This is a genomic window from Maridesulfovibrio sp. (genome assembly GCF_965230075.1).
Lineage (GTDB): Bacteria > Desulfobacterota > Desulfovibrionia > Desulfovibrionales > Desulfovibrionaceae > Maridesulfovibrio.
This window is the reverse complement of sequence record NZ_OZ245945.1, coordinates 633,906-649,683: the sequence shown is the minus strand read 5'-3', so window position 1 is coordinate 649,683 and position 15,778 is coordinate 633,906. Positions and strand designations below refer to the sequence as shown.

The 15,778-nt window shown below is 51.0% G+C and carries 10 protein-coding genes; 8 read left to right on the top strand and 2 right to left on the bottom strand.

The window, feature by feature from the left end:
* Entirely contained in the window at nucleotides 1–408 is a 408-nt protein-coding gene (locus ACO05Z_RS02880; protein WP_421900314.1) for a hypothetical protein, read from the bottom strand.
* Nucleotides 409–641: 233 nt separating this feature from the next.
* Between ACO05Z_RS02880 and ACO05Z_RS02875 the strand changes: the two genes are divergently transcribed.
* Both ACO05Z_RS02875 and pbpC read left to right on the top strand, forming a co-directional pair.
* The gene (locus ACO05Z_RS02875; RefSeq protein WP_421900312.1) at nucleotides 642–6,041 is read left to right on the top strand and encodes an alpha-2-macroglobulin family protein; all 5,400 of its coding nucleotides are present in this window, start codon (nucleotides 642–644) and stop codon (nucleotides 6,039–6,041) included.
* 108 nt (nucleotides 6,042–6,149) lie between these two features.
* Nucleotides 6,150–8,456 (top strand): penicillin-binding protein 1C, encoded by a 2,307-nt coding sequence (gene pbpC / locus ACO05Z_RS02870; protein WP_421900310.1) that lies wholly within the window; start codon nucleotides 6,150–6,152, stop codon nucleotides 8,454–8,456.
* On the opposite strand, the gene ACO05Z_RS02865 is transcribed toward pbpC, so the two are convergent.
* Complete coding sequence (locus ACO05Z_RS02865; RefSeq protein WP_421900308.1) at nucleotides 8,449–10,035, bottom strand: SidJ-related pseudokinase; 1,587 nt, start codon at nucleotides 10,033–10,035, stop codon at nucleotides 8,449–8,451. The two genes, pbpC and ACO05Z_RS02865, sit on opposite strands and share 8 nt — an antisense overlap.
* A gap of 182 nt (nucleotides 10,036–10,217) precedes the next feature.
* On the opposite strand from ACO05Z_RS02865, the gene ACO05Z_RS02860 reads away from it, so the two are divergent.
* The 6 genes from ACO05Z_RS02860 to ACO05Z_RS02835 all read left to right on the top strand — a co-directional run bounded on the left by ACO05Z_RS02860 (nucleotide 10,218) and on the right by ACO05Z_RS02835 (nucleotide 15,763).
* Nucleotides 10,218–11,057, top strand: a complete 840-nt coding sequence (locus ACO05Z_RS02860; protein ID WP_421900307.1) for an acyl-CoA dehydratase activase — start codon at nucleotides 10,218–10,220, stop codon at nucleotides 11,055–11,057.
* A gap of 40 nt (nucleotides 11,058–11,097) precedes the next feature.
* Nucleotides 11,098–12,228 (top strand): double-cubane-cluster-containing anaerobic reductase, encoded by a 1,131-nt coding sequence (locus ACO05Z_RS02855; protein ID WP_421900305.1) that lies wholly within the window; start codon nucleotides 11,098–11,100, stop codon nucleotides 12,226–12,228.
* A 99-nt stretch (nucleotides 12,229–12,327) separates the two neighbouring features.
* Nucleotides 12,328–13,080 (top strand): acyl-CoA dehydratase activase, encoded by a 753-nt coding sequence (locus tag ACO05Z_RS02850; protein WP_421900303.1) that lies wholly within the window; start codon nucleotides 12,328–12,330, stop codon nucleotides 13,078–13,080.
* Nucleotides 13,081–13,200: 120 nt separating this feature from the next.
* Nucleotides 13,201–14,712 (top strand): 30S ribosomal protein S1, encoded by a 1,512-nt coding sequence (locus ACO05Z_RS02845; protein WP_421900301.1) that lies wholly within the window; start codon nucleotides 13,201–13,203, stop codon nucleotides 14,710–14,712.
* A gap of 112 nt (nucleotides 14,713–14,824) precedes the next feature.
* A complete protein-coding gene (locus tag ACO05Z_RS02840) occupies nucleotides 14,825–14,992 on the top strand; it encodes a hypothetical protein (RefSeq protein ID WP_421900299.1) in 168 nt (55 codons plus the stop codon).
* A 48-nt stretch (nucleotides 14,993–15,040) separates the two neighbouring features.
* A complete protein-coding gene (locus ACO05Z_RS02835; protein ID WP_421900297.1) occupies nucleotides 15,041–15,763 on the top strand; it encodes a sulfite exporter TauE/SafE family protein in 723 nt (240 codons plus the stop codon).
* The last annotated feature ends 15 nt before the right edge of the window (nucleotides 15,764–15,778 follow it).

Here is a 15,778-nt window from a genome sequence, read left to right as displayed (position 1 = left end):
TTATTTTGCTCCTTCAAGCAATATATCGGCGTAAATCTGACTTTTGCTTTTGCCCAGATTCGGGAGATACTCATCCCCTGCAATCAAGGTCCAGACCAGTCTGGTTACCCTTGCAGGAGCTACTTCTGTATAGGTATTACCAACTTGAAGTAATTTCTCCTGTAAAATACGGGAAACATTGTTGTCACCGGTAAGATCAAAGATTACATCAATGTCTACGCCCAACTCAACGATATCGTTTAAGTCCATTACCGGGATACTATCTTGTTCAGCCAATTTTCGCCCCGGAGTATCACACATTTCACAGACAGCCTTAACACTCATCTCACAGTCGCTGGACAAGGCTTTTTTCAAAAATGCCGTGCCCACTCTCCCAAGACCGATGATCGCAATATTATGATTTTCCAAAACTCCCCCCCACTTCCGAGCCAAGCTCATGGCTCAAGTTTAATTTTGCATATAACTATACATAGTTGCCGACTTCTTGCAAACATATCCGACCAAACGTACAAATCCATGAAAACATGTTATTAAGATTGAAACCGTCAGCTTTCGCACAATGACTGCGCAAAAAAAAAATGGCATCATCAGCTCGGTCATAAACGCTATTTTATAAATTTTACATAAACGAGGATTTCGCCATGGACAGAGGACCGACCCCGTTCAAAGACAAAAAAAATATCATTATCGCTCTGCTGCTCATGATCTGCTTCATTCAGGCTGCGGGACTGCTGAAGACAAAACACGATTCCGTATCCGCACGGATGAGTTCCGGTGAAGGTGTAAAAGTTACTGATGTGAGCCTCGACAGTCAGGGCTACTCACAATTGCTGCTGGCTTTTGACATGCCCATCGGACCGGAAGCGCCCTCCTATGCCCTGAAAAAAGTTCCGGCGACCATCACTCCTGAAGTAAAAGGGGAATGGCGCTGGATCAACCCCTATGCCCTGCGCTTTACTGCCGATCCGGCATTTAAGGGAGACACCCGGTTCACCATCGAACTTAAACCGGAAAACTTCCTCCTGAACGGACAAATCCTTGCCGGAGAAAAGACCTTCTCCGTGCAAACCGGTAGCTTCGGAGTCAAGGAAATCAGCATACGCACCGAGCCTGTTGCAGGCCAAGGACGCAAGGTTCGCATTGAAGGACACATCAACTTCAGCAATTATGTAACCCCGGAAAATACACTTAAAAATCTTTCTCTCACCGGACCTGACGGCAAAGCAATTCCCCTGAGCATCACTACCAATTACGATGACTACTATCAGCGTTTTGTCAGTGCACCTGTTGAAAAAGAAATAGAGCCGAAAACCTACGTATTACAAATCAACAAAGACCTGCCTGACGGTCGCGGGGCCATGGTGCTGGGCAAGGATTATACAAAGAAAATCGAAGTGGTTTTCGATCCAGTGCTTGGCTACTCGGGCTACAAGGCATCCAGCTCTCTTAACGGGGCACGCGTGGAGCTGGGATTTTCCAGTCCGGTCATTCCGGCACAGGGACTTGAAATGCTGAATATCAAGCCCTCTATCAATATTTCTGCCGCAGCATCCGGTAAAAAGTTGATCCTTTCCGGCCCTTTCAAGCCGGGTAAAAAATACTCCGTCACCCTCAAAAAAGGACTGGCCGCAGCGGACGGAGCTTTGCTTGAGAAAACAATAACCGAAAGCATCTCCATCCCGGACATTGAACCGACTGCCGATTTTTCCTCCGCAGGTATGTTTCTTTCTGAGTCGGGGTACAAAACCCTCGGCATTGAGACCGTAAACACCCGCAACATAAATATCACTGTAGACCGTGTATTTCCTAACAACCTCTTCTCGCTCTTTACCCATTACGGATACATGGCCTTTGATCCCAGCACCTACGGCGGAGGAATTTCCGCAGCATTAGGTAATAGAATTTTCTCAGGCAAGATCAATACTTCCGGCAAAAAGAACGTGAAAACAACCACTCCCCTGTCCGTAAAAAGCTTTATTGCCAAGGGCGGCAAGGGGCTTTACCGCATCGGAGCCATGGTTCCGGGCAAAGGAATGGGCGTTCAACGCTGGGTCATGATCACTGACCTCGGCGTGGTAGCAAAACAGGGTGATGAAGAAACCCTGTTCTGGATTTCCTCACTTTCAGACCTCAAGCCTGTTGTTGACGCCAAAGTGCAGCTGATCAGCAACCGCAACCAGATCATGGGTTCCGGGACCACCAATTCCCGGGGCATGCTGGTGCTCAAGAAAAATGACCTGCGCAAAGACCTTGGCCGTCCGTACATGGCTGTAGTCACCCGCAAGAATGACATGACTTTCATGCTCATGGACCGCTTTACCACTGACCGCTCCGGGCTGGATATTGCCGGACAGCGGCTCTCGCCCAAGGGCCTGACCGCCTTCACTTATGGAGAACGAAACCTCTACCGTCCCGGTGAAACCGTCAAAGGCGTAGCTGTGGTCCGAGACCGTAAGCTCAATCCGCCCAAGAAAATGCCCGTGGTCCTAGTTTATTCTGACCAACGCGGACGCGAACTTTTCCGCCGCACCGTACATACCGATAACCAAGGAATGGTCGAATTTAAACGGTCCATCCCCGATTACTCGCCCACCGGACAGTTCAACATCAAGCTACTGGCCGGTAAGGAACGTATCGGTAACTTCCGCTATTCAGTGGAAGATTTCATGCCTGACCGTATCAGTGCGGAAATCATAACCGCTAAACCTGCATCCGCTGGTCAAGAACTTAATTTCGATGTGGAAGGACGCTATTTATTCGGGCCCCCGGCAGAAGATCTTCCGGTCAGCGCACGGGTAATGCTCGAACCTGCTGAATTCAGCCCCGAAGGATATGAAAAGTATCGCTTCAACACCGATAAAAGTTCCTTCAAGCCCCGTGAGATTTTGAAGACTGAAGCAAAACTGGATGAGTCGGGCAAGTTTTCTTTTGCCGCAGCCATCCCGGCAAGCCTCAAATCGGATTCCGCTATTCAGGCCAGAATGACCGCTCGTGTCAGCGAAACCGGAGGACGCGGAGTTACTGCCACAAAAACCGATCCGGTGCTTATTTCCAAGTTCTACCCCGGTCTGAAGAGACTGACCAAGCAGGGATACGAGCAGGGAGAATCAGTTAAACTCGATTACGTGACCCTGACCCCGCAAGGCGAAAAGACCAAGGCCGGAAAACTGCTCATGAAGCTCTACCGCGACCGCTGGCAGACCATTGTCCGGGCCACCCCGTCCGGTTCATATAAATATGTTACCGAACGCGATCCGCAATTGCTGGAAACCCGTGAGATTTCCGCCAATGAAGCAACTGGTTCATTCAAGGTAAGCCCGCCGGAATTCGGCAGCTATCGGGTAATCCTCAGCGATCCTGAATCCGGTGTTTCCGCACAGGCCGACTTCTTCTGCGGTGGCTGGGGCTATTCTCCATGGGCTTTGGAAAATCCGGCCCGCCTTGAAATCATCCCTACCCGCAAGGGCGATTATAAACCCGGCGAGATGGCCGAATACCAGATTCGCACCCCCTTTGCAGGACGTATGCTGGTGGCAATTGAAGACAATTCCATCCGCTGGACCAAAGAGCTTGAAGTAAAAGGCAACACCGCCAGCATCAAGGTTCCGGTACAAAAAGGCATCAGCACCAATGCATACGTAACCGCAACCCTGATACGCTCGGTGAACAAGCTTGAGGCCGGTTCCAGTGCGCGGGCAGTAGGCGCAGTGCCTCTTTTCGTGGACCGCGAAAGCAATAGGCTCGGTATCGATATTACCTGCCCCAAGACCACCCGTCCGGAGCGGACTGTGGCCTTACAGGTCCAGACCAAGCCCGGTGCCAAGCTGACCATCGCAGCTGTGGATGAAGGGATTCTACGCCTTTCCGGGCAGAAGACTCCCAGTCCTTTTGATTACTTCTACGCCAAACGTGCGCTCGGTGTACGCTGGTCCGATACTTTCGGACTGCTCATGCCTGATGCCGGCCCCATAAACAAAGCCGTAGCAGGCGGCGGCATGGAACTGGCTATGATGAAGCAATTCGCAGGCAGTTCCGCCATTCGCAGGGTCAAACCGGTTACCTTCTGGTCCGGTATCATCACTGCGGACAAACACGGGAAAGCCATTTTCAATGCCAAGATCCCTGAATTCAGCGGGGCCCTGCGTATCATGGCTGTGGTTAGTGACGGCAGGAAATTCGGTTCAACCTCGAAAATCATGAATGTGCGTTCACCGCTCATGGTCACCCCGACCCTGCCCCGCTTCCTAGCGCCTAAAGAAATATTCGACATCCCGGTCAGTGTACGCAACGACACCCCTGAAGATGGAACCTTCAATGTAACTGTGTCCACCAGTGGAGCCCTGAAGACAGAAATGGGATTTGAAGGTTTCGCTGTGCCGCAAGGAAGGCAGACGACAGTTTTCTTCAAAACCCAAACCGGACCGGACCTCGGACCGGCCACTTTCAAATTCCTGGCTGAAGGCAACAACGAACAGGCCCGGACCAGTATAGACCTGAATATTCGCGCAGCCCTGCCTGTACAGCGTTCATCCGAATCCGGTTTCATAAAAGATAAATCAACAAACCTTCCGGCGAAACTTGAAGGCATGCGTGTCGCTACTGCCGAACGCACCCTGCTCATCGGTAACCAGCCCATGATCCGTCTTGCCGGAAAACTCGATTATCTGCTTCATTATCCATACGGATGTGCGGAACAGACCGTATCGCAGGCTTTCCCGCTGCTGAAATTCCCGGAACTGGCCCGCGAGCTTTCGCCAGAATCCTTTGAAAAGGAAACTCCGCAATACATGGTCCAGTCCGCTCTGAGCAGGCTGTCCATGATGCAGACTTCCGATGGCGGTTTTGCCATGTGGCCCGGTGCTTATCGTTCCGAGCCATGGGTATCGGTGTACGTGCTGCACTTCCTGCAGCAGGCCGCAATTTCCGGCTATCAGGTGGACAGCATGCTCCTTAACCGGGCCAAACGTTTTGTTGCCAACAACTACGCCGACACTATACGTGACGAATACTCCTACCGCCTGCCCTGCTACGCCCAGTATGTACTGGCCCGATCCGGCAAGGTGATGCACGGCCCCATGAACTATCTGCGCGAACGCAAAGCAGCAGACATGGACAAGCTCTCCCTGACCCTGCTGGCCGGAGCCTTTGCCGCTTCCGGCGACATGGCTGCCTACCGGGAACTCATCTCAGCCAAGCCCGCTCCGGTCAAAGGTAAGGACAAGGACGAACACTTCAGTTCCGAAGTCCGCGACCTCGCCCTTGAGCTATTGGTCCGCATGGAAGCTGACCGCAAGGATGACGCCATCCCGCAACTGGCTAACAAGCTTTACAATCTCATGGCTGACGATGGACGCAACGTGACTCAGGACAATGCTCTCGGTTTCCTTGCACTGGGTAGTTTCTTCGGACAGACCAAGTCTGCAGCGCATCCTGCCGGAAAAATCATGAGTGGCGATAAGGAACTTGCCGCTTTTGAAACCAACGGTACTGCACAAGTGACTGTTAAAGGCGACACCCCGCTTTCCATCAAACTGGACTCAGCACCAGAGGAAGGCACCTTTGTCTGGGCCGTCAACAGCCGCGCTGTCCCGAGCATCGAAAGCTGGAAGCCCTATTCCAACGGTCTGGAAATCAAACGCGAATTCCTCACCCGTGATGGTGAACCGCTTGATATCAACAACATCAAGCAGGGTCAGCTTGTTGCCATGCGCACCGTGGTCACAACCACAGCCAAGCCCGTGTCCAACGCGGTCATAAGCTGCCTGCTGCCGTCCGGGCTTGAGCCTGAAAATACCAAGCTTGCCACCCGCGAGGATCTGCCGTGGATTGCCAAAGGCAACGTGCGGCCCGATCACGTGGATATCCGCGATGACCGGGTGCTGGTCTTCTCCGACATCCCCGCCAAGGGTAAGGTCGAAAATGTGACCCTGCTGCGCGCCGTGACCCGTGGAGAATTCAAAGTGCCTCCGGTGCAGGTGGAAGGAATGTATGATCCTGAAAAATCAGCAGCTACCGCATTAGGTAAGATGATTATTAAATAATTTGCCTTCGGCGACCAAAGGGGGAACCCTTTTTGTAAAAAGTGTTCCCCCTTTGGATTCCCCCTCCCCAAAACTTTTAATAGTACTGTCGGTTAATTTAGTTTCGTGATGAGAAAGAAAAATATTTTTATACTTGGTGGGTTTGCCCTTTTTCTCATCATCAGCTTTTTTGCGCTTGATCTAATTTTTCCTTTTCCTGAGCACAAACTTCATCCGCCTGTTGCCTCGGTTATGAAAGACCGCGAAGGTAAGGTTTTGCGTATCTTCCTGCCTCCTGACGGTGCGCGGCGCATGCATGCGGACTTTGACAAAATTTCCCCGGTCTTGAAGAAGACGTTGCTTGCTTCGGAAGATCAGTGGTTTGAGTATCATCCGGGGATTAATCCAATCTCAATTGTCCGTGCTGCTATTATGAATATTGCCGCCGGACGTGTTGTCTCCGGGGCCTCGACTATTCCTATGCAGGTTGCCCGCATGGCTGAACCGAAAAAAAGAACACTCTGGGCCAAGAATATTGAAGCCTTCCGGGCTTTGCAGCTGAAGCTGCACCACTCCAATGATGAACTGCTGGAAATTTACCTGAACATGCTGCCCTACGGTGGCAATATCGTCGGGGTGGGCGCGGCCTCCCATTTCTATTTCGGGCATGGACCGGAGACTCTTTCGCTGGGAGAATCTGCCCTTTTGACCACTATTCCCCGTGGTCCTGTCTTTTATGATCCCCTGCGCAATCCACAGCAAGCCCGTAAAGGGCGCAACCGAGTCATGCATCAGCTGGCACAAAAAGGAGTTTTCCCGGAAGAGGAAATTGAACGCAATATGAGGTTGCCCCTGCCCGATTCCATTCGGCCTGTGCCCCTTGATGCACCACACTTTTGCAGGATGGTTCTGGGGCGTAACGGGCAGATTCCAGAAACTGTCACCACCCTTGATTCTACCTTGCAACAGGCAGCACAGGCCAAAGTCAAAAGCCACGTGTCCCGTCTGCGCGGGGATGACATTGACAACGCGGCCTGCGTAGTCATCCATATTCCCACCCGTGAAATACGTGCGCTGGTTGGCTCGGCTGACTTTTTTGAAAAAGGATACGGCGGGGCCATCAATCTGGCTGACAAGAAGCGCTCTCCCGGATCAACTCTAAAGCCCTTCATCTACGGACTGGCCTTTGATCAGGGCAAGCTGGTCCCTGATTCATTTGTCTATGACATCCCGGTGGATTATGCCGGATATTCTCCGCAAAACTACGACCACATGTATCATGGTCAGGTCACGGTAAGGCAGGCCCTCGCCAAATCCCTTAACATCCCGGCGGTCAATACCCTTGCTCAGACCGGTGTGGCTGAATTTATCGAGCTGCTCAAAAAAGGTGGGATTAGCACCCTTGATAAAGGAGCCATGGAATATGGTTTACCTCTCGCTCTTGGCGGATGTGAAATCAAGCTGACTGAGCTGACTAATCTCTATGCTACGCTGACTGATGAGGGAAAATTCAAGCCATTTACCGTCACTGCTGGAGAAAACAATATTAACGCACAAATTCTTTCTCCGCAGGCAGCATGGCTGGTTCTTGAAATGCTTTCCTCAGTGACCAGACCAGAAATGAATGAAACATGGATGCTGACCCGCGACATGCCGGAAGCGGCATGGAAAACCGGAACATCTTTCGGGCACCGCGATGCATGGGCTATTGGTGTTTCCGGAGATTATGCCATTGGCGTCTGGGTAGGAAACCCGGATGGCAGGCCGCGCAAAGGAATCTCCGGGGCTATGCATGCCGGACCGCTACTTTTCGATCTGCTCCGTCTGGCTGCTCCGGGTGGAAAACTACCCAAGCCACCGGAAGGTTCAGCTATCAGCGAAGTGGAAGTCTGTGCCCATAGCCGCCAGCTCCCGGGACCGTTCTGCACTAAACGCACCACCATACGCACTCTTTCCGGCAAAACACGGCTGCATCCCTGCACCCAGTGCCGCCAGATTTTTGTGGACGGCAAAAGCGGCTACCGTATTTCCGGTGAATGCCTAGGCCGCAAGGGTATCAAGACCAAGATCATCCGCACCATCCCGGCAAAGCTAGCCCGCTGGCGGGCAGAGAATAATCTCGAAGTTCCGCATCTGCCCCCGCTGGCACCGGATTGCGGATTAATTCCATCCGGTATCGCGCCGAAGATCATATCCCCGGCACCCGGCACGCCCTACCTGCTGCGCAAGGATACCCCGCTGAAATTTCAACAGATCGCCCTCAAAGCCGAAGCCGGACCTGACTGCGGCACCCTCTACTGGTTCCTTGATGGACGCTTGGTCAATCAGGGTAAATTTGATGAAAAGCTGTTTACCGAAGTAACCGTCGGTAAACACAGGATTTCAGTGAGTGATGAGATAGGACGGGTGGATGCTGTGGAGTTTGAAGTTAGGTAAGGCCCCACCTATCCCCTAACGCCCGCGAAGCAATGCAGCACCCCGCCGCCATGGCCGACCATTCGATGATTTCCGGTAATGATATGGTGCTGTTGAAGTCGCCGAGATGCGGTCCGGTGGTCAGAGGTATATCTTCTTTATTCTTTTCTATGGAATATGCCTTATCCGATTCCATGCCACATTTGATGAGATATTTGCGAAATTCATCATCTTCCAGCAGCTCCTGATCCACAACGCGCATGAACTCAAACATGTGGCGGTCCACACCCATTTCATTGATCATATCCTGCACCAGTTCCGGGATGTGCAGGTCTATTTCATTGTGAAATTCTTTTCCAGTGAAGCCGTGGTAGTATTTGTCAAAGCAACACTTCACAGCCTGCTCAAAAAAATCAGTATCAAAAAGATGGCGGGCATCTATGGGTTCTTCATTGACATCAAGTCCGCAAAGTTCCGGTTCCTGTGCCCGGAACCAGCTGCCGAGCACCAGCAGGATGGACATGAAATGCGAACCAATAGCCCAGTAAAAAGGATCGCGCCCCGGCTTCATAACTTGCAGATGTTCGAAATCCCGCAACCCGGAACGCCCGAAGTTGGGATAGCGGCAGGAATCCAACCAGCGGTCCAGCCTTCCGAACCTGCGCCATTCGTAGACACCTTCATCAGTGCGCCGTGTGGCCTGCACCCGGTTATGAAAAAGTGGAATGGGTGCATCATGCACTATGCCCCGTCCTGCAAGCTCGCCAAGCAGAAAGGAATTACGGCCCATGATTTCCAGCATTTCTTCTGCGGAACAACGCTTATCGTCGCGATCATCATTGGGGTATATAAAATAGTCACTGTGGGCATGGTAGGCCATGGCGTAAAGTTCTTCGTGCAGGTTTTCCGGCGCGTCTACAGCACCTAAGGGCAATCCTTCCAGCTTGAAAACAACATGCCCAGCTATTGTATATGGCTGCGGACAATCAAAACGGACCCCGTCCGTACCGCTCCCTTTACAAAGCCGCTCCATCCAGCGCCCTTCAAGATGCAATCCTTCAGGCTCTTCGCCCTTACGCAGGATTTTAATGGCAAAGATGCGCTGCTCACCCTCAGCCTCCATGACCGCACTTCGCCCGGAAAAAACAGGTTCACCTACAACTTTGGCATTCTTAAGCAAGACCTCCCACTTCACACTGGGAGCAAAACCAGAAAACGGTTCCGGGGCATCAGGCAGGGAAATCTCAAAAGGTAACACACCAAGCCCACCGGAAGCCTCAATGGAGGCGTACTTCTTACAGGTGGAAGCAGCCTGAACCTGCAATTGCAAGGCAGATTGAGAGACAGCACAGTCCGGGCAACCATGACCAATGGCGGCCATAGCTTTGGCGCATTCCCGGTAAAGAAGCTGCGACATACGCTGAGAACTGTAACGCTGCTCCATAAGAATATCCCAGATTGCGTGGACAATTTCATTATCCGCGCATTCGGGTTCCTTCTGGAGTAATGAACGCAGGTTACGTACGTCCATATAGGCCGCACTGAATTCCCGTTCGGGGGTCAGTCCCCTTGCGTATGCTGTGGCTTCGTCTTTTCTCAATTTATTCCTCACATGTATCCTCTGGAGGGAGAGTTATATTAAAGCCGGAAATTAAGCCAGTGTTCAGACACAGGAGTATTGGCTAGCTTAATAAGTGCCCCTTTTTTGTATTTATTATTTTGATTGGAGGCGTCAGAAGACGTGATGTAAAGGTTAAACGGATTGTCAAATTTGGAGGCTGAATGAACACGCTAAGTGAAACAATTGACCGGAAAAACTCAGACAACACATCCTGTGCCCCGTCAGGCGACATTACAAACTTTTTTGCAGGGCTGGATATTGGATCAACAGCAACAAAAGCTGCCATTATCAATGGTGTCACCAAAGAAATTGTGGCTGTTGCCGAAAGAGCCACGGGATGGGCTCCCAAGGAAGCTGCGCGAGAAGCATTGGATGCCGCCCTCGCTCAGTTGGACGTTTCCGGCGCATCCATAAGCAAGACTGTTGCCACTGGATATGGACGCAAGGTGGCGGACGCCGATAAACAGGTAACGGAAATATCCTGTCATGCTCTTGGCGCAAAGCATTTGGTACCCGAAGCAATGACGGTGCTTGATATTGGCGGACAAGATTCCAAAATGATTGCTTTAGACGAGCAGGGCAACGTTCGTGACTTTCTCATGAATGATAAATGCGCTGCCGGTACAGGGCGCTTCATATCCAATATGGCGACGGCGCTGGGCATCGATCTTGATGAATTCGGTATTTTTGCATCAAAGGGAACACCGGTTCCCATTTCAAGCATGTGTGCCGTCTTCGCCGAATCAGAAGTAATCGGTCTGACTGCGTCCGGCGCTTCCCGTGAAGATTTGGCTGCAGGGATAGTGGTATCCATTGCAAAACGTTTGACCAGCCTCGCTGGACGAATTTCATTTACTCCAACAATTGCCTTTACCGGGGGAACTGCGAGGAATGCGGAATTAGCCAAGTGTTTTTCCGAAGCCCTCAATGTTGAACTCACCGCCCCGCCTCTAGCTCCATTCGCAGGAGCCATAGGGGCTGCTCTGATTGCATCCAGATAACAACACTATAAATCTTTTTACCAAGAGGGAGACTGACAACATGAGCTACGCATCCATTGATAAATTGACTACTAGAGCGGAGAAAAACCCTTTGGAAGTTGCCGCAGCCAAAGAGAAGGGACAAAAAGTCTTTGGATTTTACTGTCTTTACTCCCCGGTTGAAATTGCCTTGGCAGCAGGAGGCATTGCGGTAACCCTGTGCGGAACCCGCAATGATCCCATTCCCGCTGCAGAGAGAACCCTGCCCCGCAATCTCTGCCCGCTGATTAAATCAAGCTTCGGCTTCGCTATAGAAGACACCTGCCCCTATTTCAAAGCCGCGGACCTCATTGTTGCCGACTCAACATGCGATGGAAAAAAGAAGATGTTCGAGCAGATGTCCGAGATAAAACCCCTCCACCTGATGTACCTGCCACACAATCAGGAATTGGAAGTGACCGGACCGTTCTGGGAAGGCGAAGTCGTACGCTTCAAGGAACGCGTCGAACAGGAATGCGGAGTCGAAATCACTGATGACATGCTTAAAGAAGCCATCCAGCTCACCAACAGGGAATCTGCCGCTCTCAAAGGGCTGATGGACCTGAACCAGCAGTCCCCCGCCCCCATTTCCGGAATGAAGATGCTGGAGATTGTTTTCAAGGCAGGCTTCTTTGCCTCCAAGCAGGAATCTGTCGAATGCCTTGAGGCAATCGTTGATGAAGTAAAAAGCGCACCTAAGGGAGAAACCAAGCAGGGTCCCCGCGTCATTATCTCCGGTGTTCCCATGGGCTTGGGTTCACACAAGGTTTGCCAGCTTATTGAAGATGCCGGCGGCGTTGTCGTAGCCTTTGAAAACTGTACCGGCTACAAAAAGACCATGCAGGTGGCTACTGACAAATCTCCCATCGCAGCTTTGGCAGAAAAATATCTTGCCACCCCATGCTCGATCATGTCTCCCAACCCCGGTCGCATCAATCTCTTAGAGGCCATGATCACTGACTTCAAAGCAGATGCCGTAGTAGACCTGACCTGGCAGGCTTGTCATACTTACAACGTTGAGGCGGAAAACATTCGCAAATTTGTACAGGGTGACAAAAACTTGCCTTACTTGCACATCGAAACCGACTATTCTGATGCTGATACTGAACAGTTGCGCGTTCGCATTGAAGCATTCCTCGAAATGGTTGGCTAATCCCAAGTAAAGCATTGTTGGAATAAGGTGGTTGGAAGTAATTCTGGCCACCTTTTTTTGCGCTATTGCCAATTCGTATATACCTTGGAGTAGAAATAAATGATTGCTGGAATTGATATTGGGTCACGGTCCACAGAACTGGTTGTGCTGAATGGAGATGAAATCTCTATCAAACGTAAACTGCCTACCACATTCGACCCCGCATCACAGATCAAAAAAATACTTGAAGGAGTGGATGCTAAAATTATTTCGGCCACAGGGTACGGACGTACGCTGGTAACAAGTGAATTAACTGGCTTTGAGTGCGTTTCTCTTACTGAAATTAAAGCTTATGCGCTGGGCGTTTCGCATCTCTACCCTGAAGCACGGACCATTCTGGATATCGGCGGTCAGGATACAAAAGCGATCTCACTGCTGGGCAAAGGCAAGGTTGCAAAATTCGAAATGAATGACCGCTGCGCTGCCGGGACAGGGAAATTTCTGGAACATCTGGCTACCGTATTTCAAATTCCCATCGAAGATTTCGGAAGCTATGCCTTGGAAGGGACCGAACCGCTCATGATAAACAGCATGTGCACTGTTTTTGCAGAAACCGAAGCCACTTCGCTCATGGCCCAAGGCAAAAATCCGCGCGACATTGCACTGGGACTGCATGGTTCCATTGTACGCCGCACAACCAACATGCTCGGGCGTGTCGGCTTGAAAGGCCCACTTGTCTTTGCCGGAGGAGTTGCCAACAATCCCTGTGTTATCAACATGTTGAAAAATTCACTAGACCTTAATCCGCTCATTCCTGAGGAGCCTGATTTCGCCGGAGCACTGGGCGCTGCCCTGCACGGAAAAGCGCAATAAAAATTATATGAATAAATCGTTTGAAAATTGCGTCTTTTCCCGTTAGGTTCCCATTGTCCACGGCACTATAAAAAACCTACCTTGCCGGGACCAATTTGCCCTTTCAGGAGAAATAAGAGCATGTCCGAGAAAAACTTGGAAACCAATGGCGAAGAGAACTTTGCCGAACTGTTTGAAGCCTTCCAGTCTGAATCCAACGACAATCTTCAGGTCGGAGACCAAATCAAAGGAACCGTCATTTCCATCACCAAAGATTCCGTGTTCGTTGACACCGGGTCTAAAGTGGACGGAGTTGTCGACCGCGATGAACTGACCGATGAAGAAGGCGAACTGACCGTCAAGGACGGAGACACCGTAGAACTCTACGTAATCTCCATGAACAACAATGAAATCGTCCTTTCCAAAGCCATGTCCGGCGCGGGCGGCCTCAATATGCTGCGTGAAGCATACGAGAACAAAGTCCCGGTTGAAGGCAAGGTTGCAGAAACCTGCAAAGGCGGCTTCAGAGTTAAAATGATGCACCGCAAAGTATTCTGTCCCGTCAGCCAGATCGACACTTCCTTTGTTGAAGATGCCGAAGCTTTCGTTGGCAGCACTCACAATTTTCAGGTCATCAAGTTCGAAGAAAACGGTCGCAACATTGTTGTTTCCAGAAGAGTTCTTCTCGAACAGGAACAGGAAAAAGCACGCAAAGCATTCATGCAAGACGTCCAGCCCGACGCTGTGATGGAAGGTAAAGTCACCAAACTGATGCCTTTCGGCGCATTTGTTGAACTTACCCCCGGCGTAGAAGGCATGGTTCACATTTCCGAACTTAGCTGGTCCCGTTCCGCCAAGCCCGAAGATGTTGTCCAGCCCGGCGATGAAGTGTCCGTACGCATCCTTTCCATGGAGCCGCGTAAAGACGGCAAAGGCCTCAAAATCGGTCTTTCCCTGAAACAACTGCAGGCTGATCCCTGGGATGAAGTAGGCGACAAATTCAAAGCCGGCGACAAAATCAGCGGTACTGTTGTTCGCTGTGCTGATTTCGGTGCATTCGTTGAAATCGCACCCGGCATCGAAGGTCTCGTTCACGTTTCTGAAATGAGCTACACCAAGCGCGTTCACAAGCCTGAAGACGAAGTCTCCCCCGGTCAGGAAGTTGCAGTCATGGTTAAAGACATTGATCCGGTCAAACGCCGCATCGGCCTGTCCATGAAAGACGCTGCAGGCGATCCCTGGATGGATATGGAAGATACCTTCAAGGTTGGTCAGGAAGTGGAGGGAACCGTGGAGAACCGCGCCGAGTTCGGTATCTTCATCAACCTCGCTCCAGGCATCACCGGTCTGCTGCCCATGTCCCGCATCACCCGTTCCGGCAAGCAGGCTGAACTTGAAGCCCTCAAGCCCGGTGATAAGGTTAAAATCTCCATCGAAGAGATCAACACCGCAGACCGCAAGGTTACCCTCACCGCAGGTGACGCACAGAAGGCTGACGGCGACAGCGACTGGAAAGAATACACCAAGTCCGCGCCCAAGAAGTCTGCACCCCGCAAATCCGCTCCCAGAACCTCCTCCACCCCCGGTGGCGCAGGCGGTTTCGGCGGCCTGCTCGGTGACAAGCTTCAGGAAGCCATGAAAAACAAAAAATAGTCATTTTAAAGGCCGGGCTTCCCTCGTAGGAGTCCGGCCTTTTTTTTATTTCGTCATGAATAACAGCCGCACTATTACCTGTTGGAAAGATTGCTGAACCGGATTCAAGGAGGTGAGTTTACACCTTCAAAAGATAAAGTCCGGCATGACCGTAAAGGTTGAAGTGCGTAAAGACCAGCGTTCCAACATTGATATTATCTGCCGGGTAAGGAAAGCTGAAATCATTTCCGAGTCCTCCCTCCCCGAGGACATCACCCAGCTGACCCTGCGTAAAATCTAATTTTCGCCCACAACTTTCCTGCGTTAAACGCAGAGATAAAGGTTCATAATGTCTCCCTTTCTGCTCGTACCAGCTATTTTCTTTACAGCAGGTATGGTGCAGGGATTGACCGGATTCGGTCAGGCTCTGCTTGCCATGCCCCTCCTTGCACTTATTGTCGACATTAAATTAGCAGTACCGGTCTGTACACTCTGCGGTCTGGTCATTAATGTAGATATGACCAACAGGCTGCGCAAAAGTCTTGACCGCGCCAAAATACTTCCCCTGATTATAGGCAGTATTCCCGGCTCAATTCTGGGGACTATGATGCTGAAGGAAATAAACGGGGATTACATCAGAGTCTTCCTCGGTTGCCTGATTGCCGGTTTTGCAGCCTATTCCCTGCTGGCCAGAACGCCCAAGTTCAACATCAGCAATAAATGGGGCTACTTTTCGGGCTTTCTTACCGGCTCAATCGCTGCTGCAGTAAGCGCAGGAGGCCCGCCGAGCATAATCTACGCCTCAATTCAAGGCTGGAAAAAGGACACCGTAAAAGCAACTCTGGTCAGCCTGTTCCTGTTTTCCGGTATTCTGGCCGCTGTAGGACACCTAATTAGTGGCCTGACCACATTATTAGCTTTTAAATTGGTACTGGCTTCTGTCCTGCCCATATTTGCGGGAACTTACGTCGGCAGCAAGCTATCAAACCGTCTTTCTGACGAATTCTATAGCAGAATCGTCATGACCATGCTTGTCATCATGGGATTGATGCTTATATTCCAGAACGTCTAATAAGGAATTTAAGCA

Coding starts and splice junctions, on each gene's coding strand:
- ACO05Z_RS02855 (WP_421900305.1), top strand. CDS start 11,098: ATGAGCTACGCATCCATTGATAAATTGACTACTAGAGCGGAGAAAAAC.
- ACO05Z_RS02845 (WP_421900301.1), top strand. CDS start 13,201: ATGTCCGAGAAAAACTTGGAAACCAATGGCGAAGAGAACTTTGCCGAA.
- pbpC (WP_421900310.1), top strand. CDS start 6,150: ATGAGAAAGAAAAATATTTTTATACTTGGTGGGTTTGCCCTTTTTCTC.
- ACO05Z_RS02835 (WP_421900297.1), top strand. CDS start 15,041: ATGTCTCCCTTTCTGCTCGTACCAGCTATTTTCTTTACAGCAGGTATG.
- ACO05Z_RS02850 (WP_421900303.1), top strand. CDS start 12,328: ATGATTGCTGGAATTGATATTGGGTCACGGTCCACAGAACTGGTTGTG.
- ACO05Z_RS02860 (WP_421900307.1), top strand. CDS start 10,218: ATGAACACGCTAAGTGAAACAATTGACCGGAAAAACTCAGACAACACA.
- ACO05Z_RS02875 (WP_421900312.1), top strand. CDS start 642: ATGGACAGAGGACCGACCCCGTTCAAAGACAAAAAAAATATCATTATC.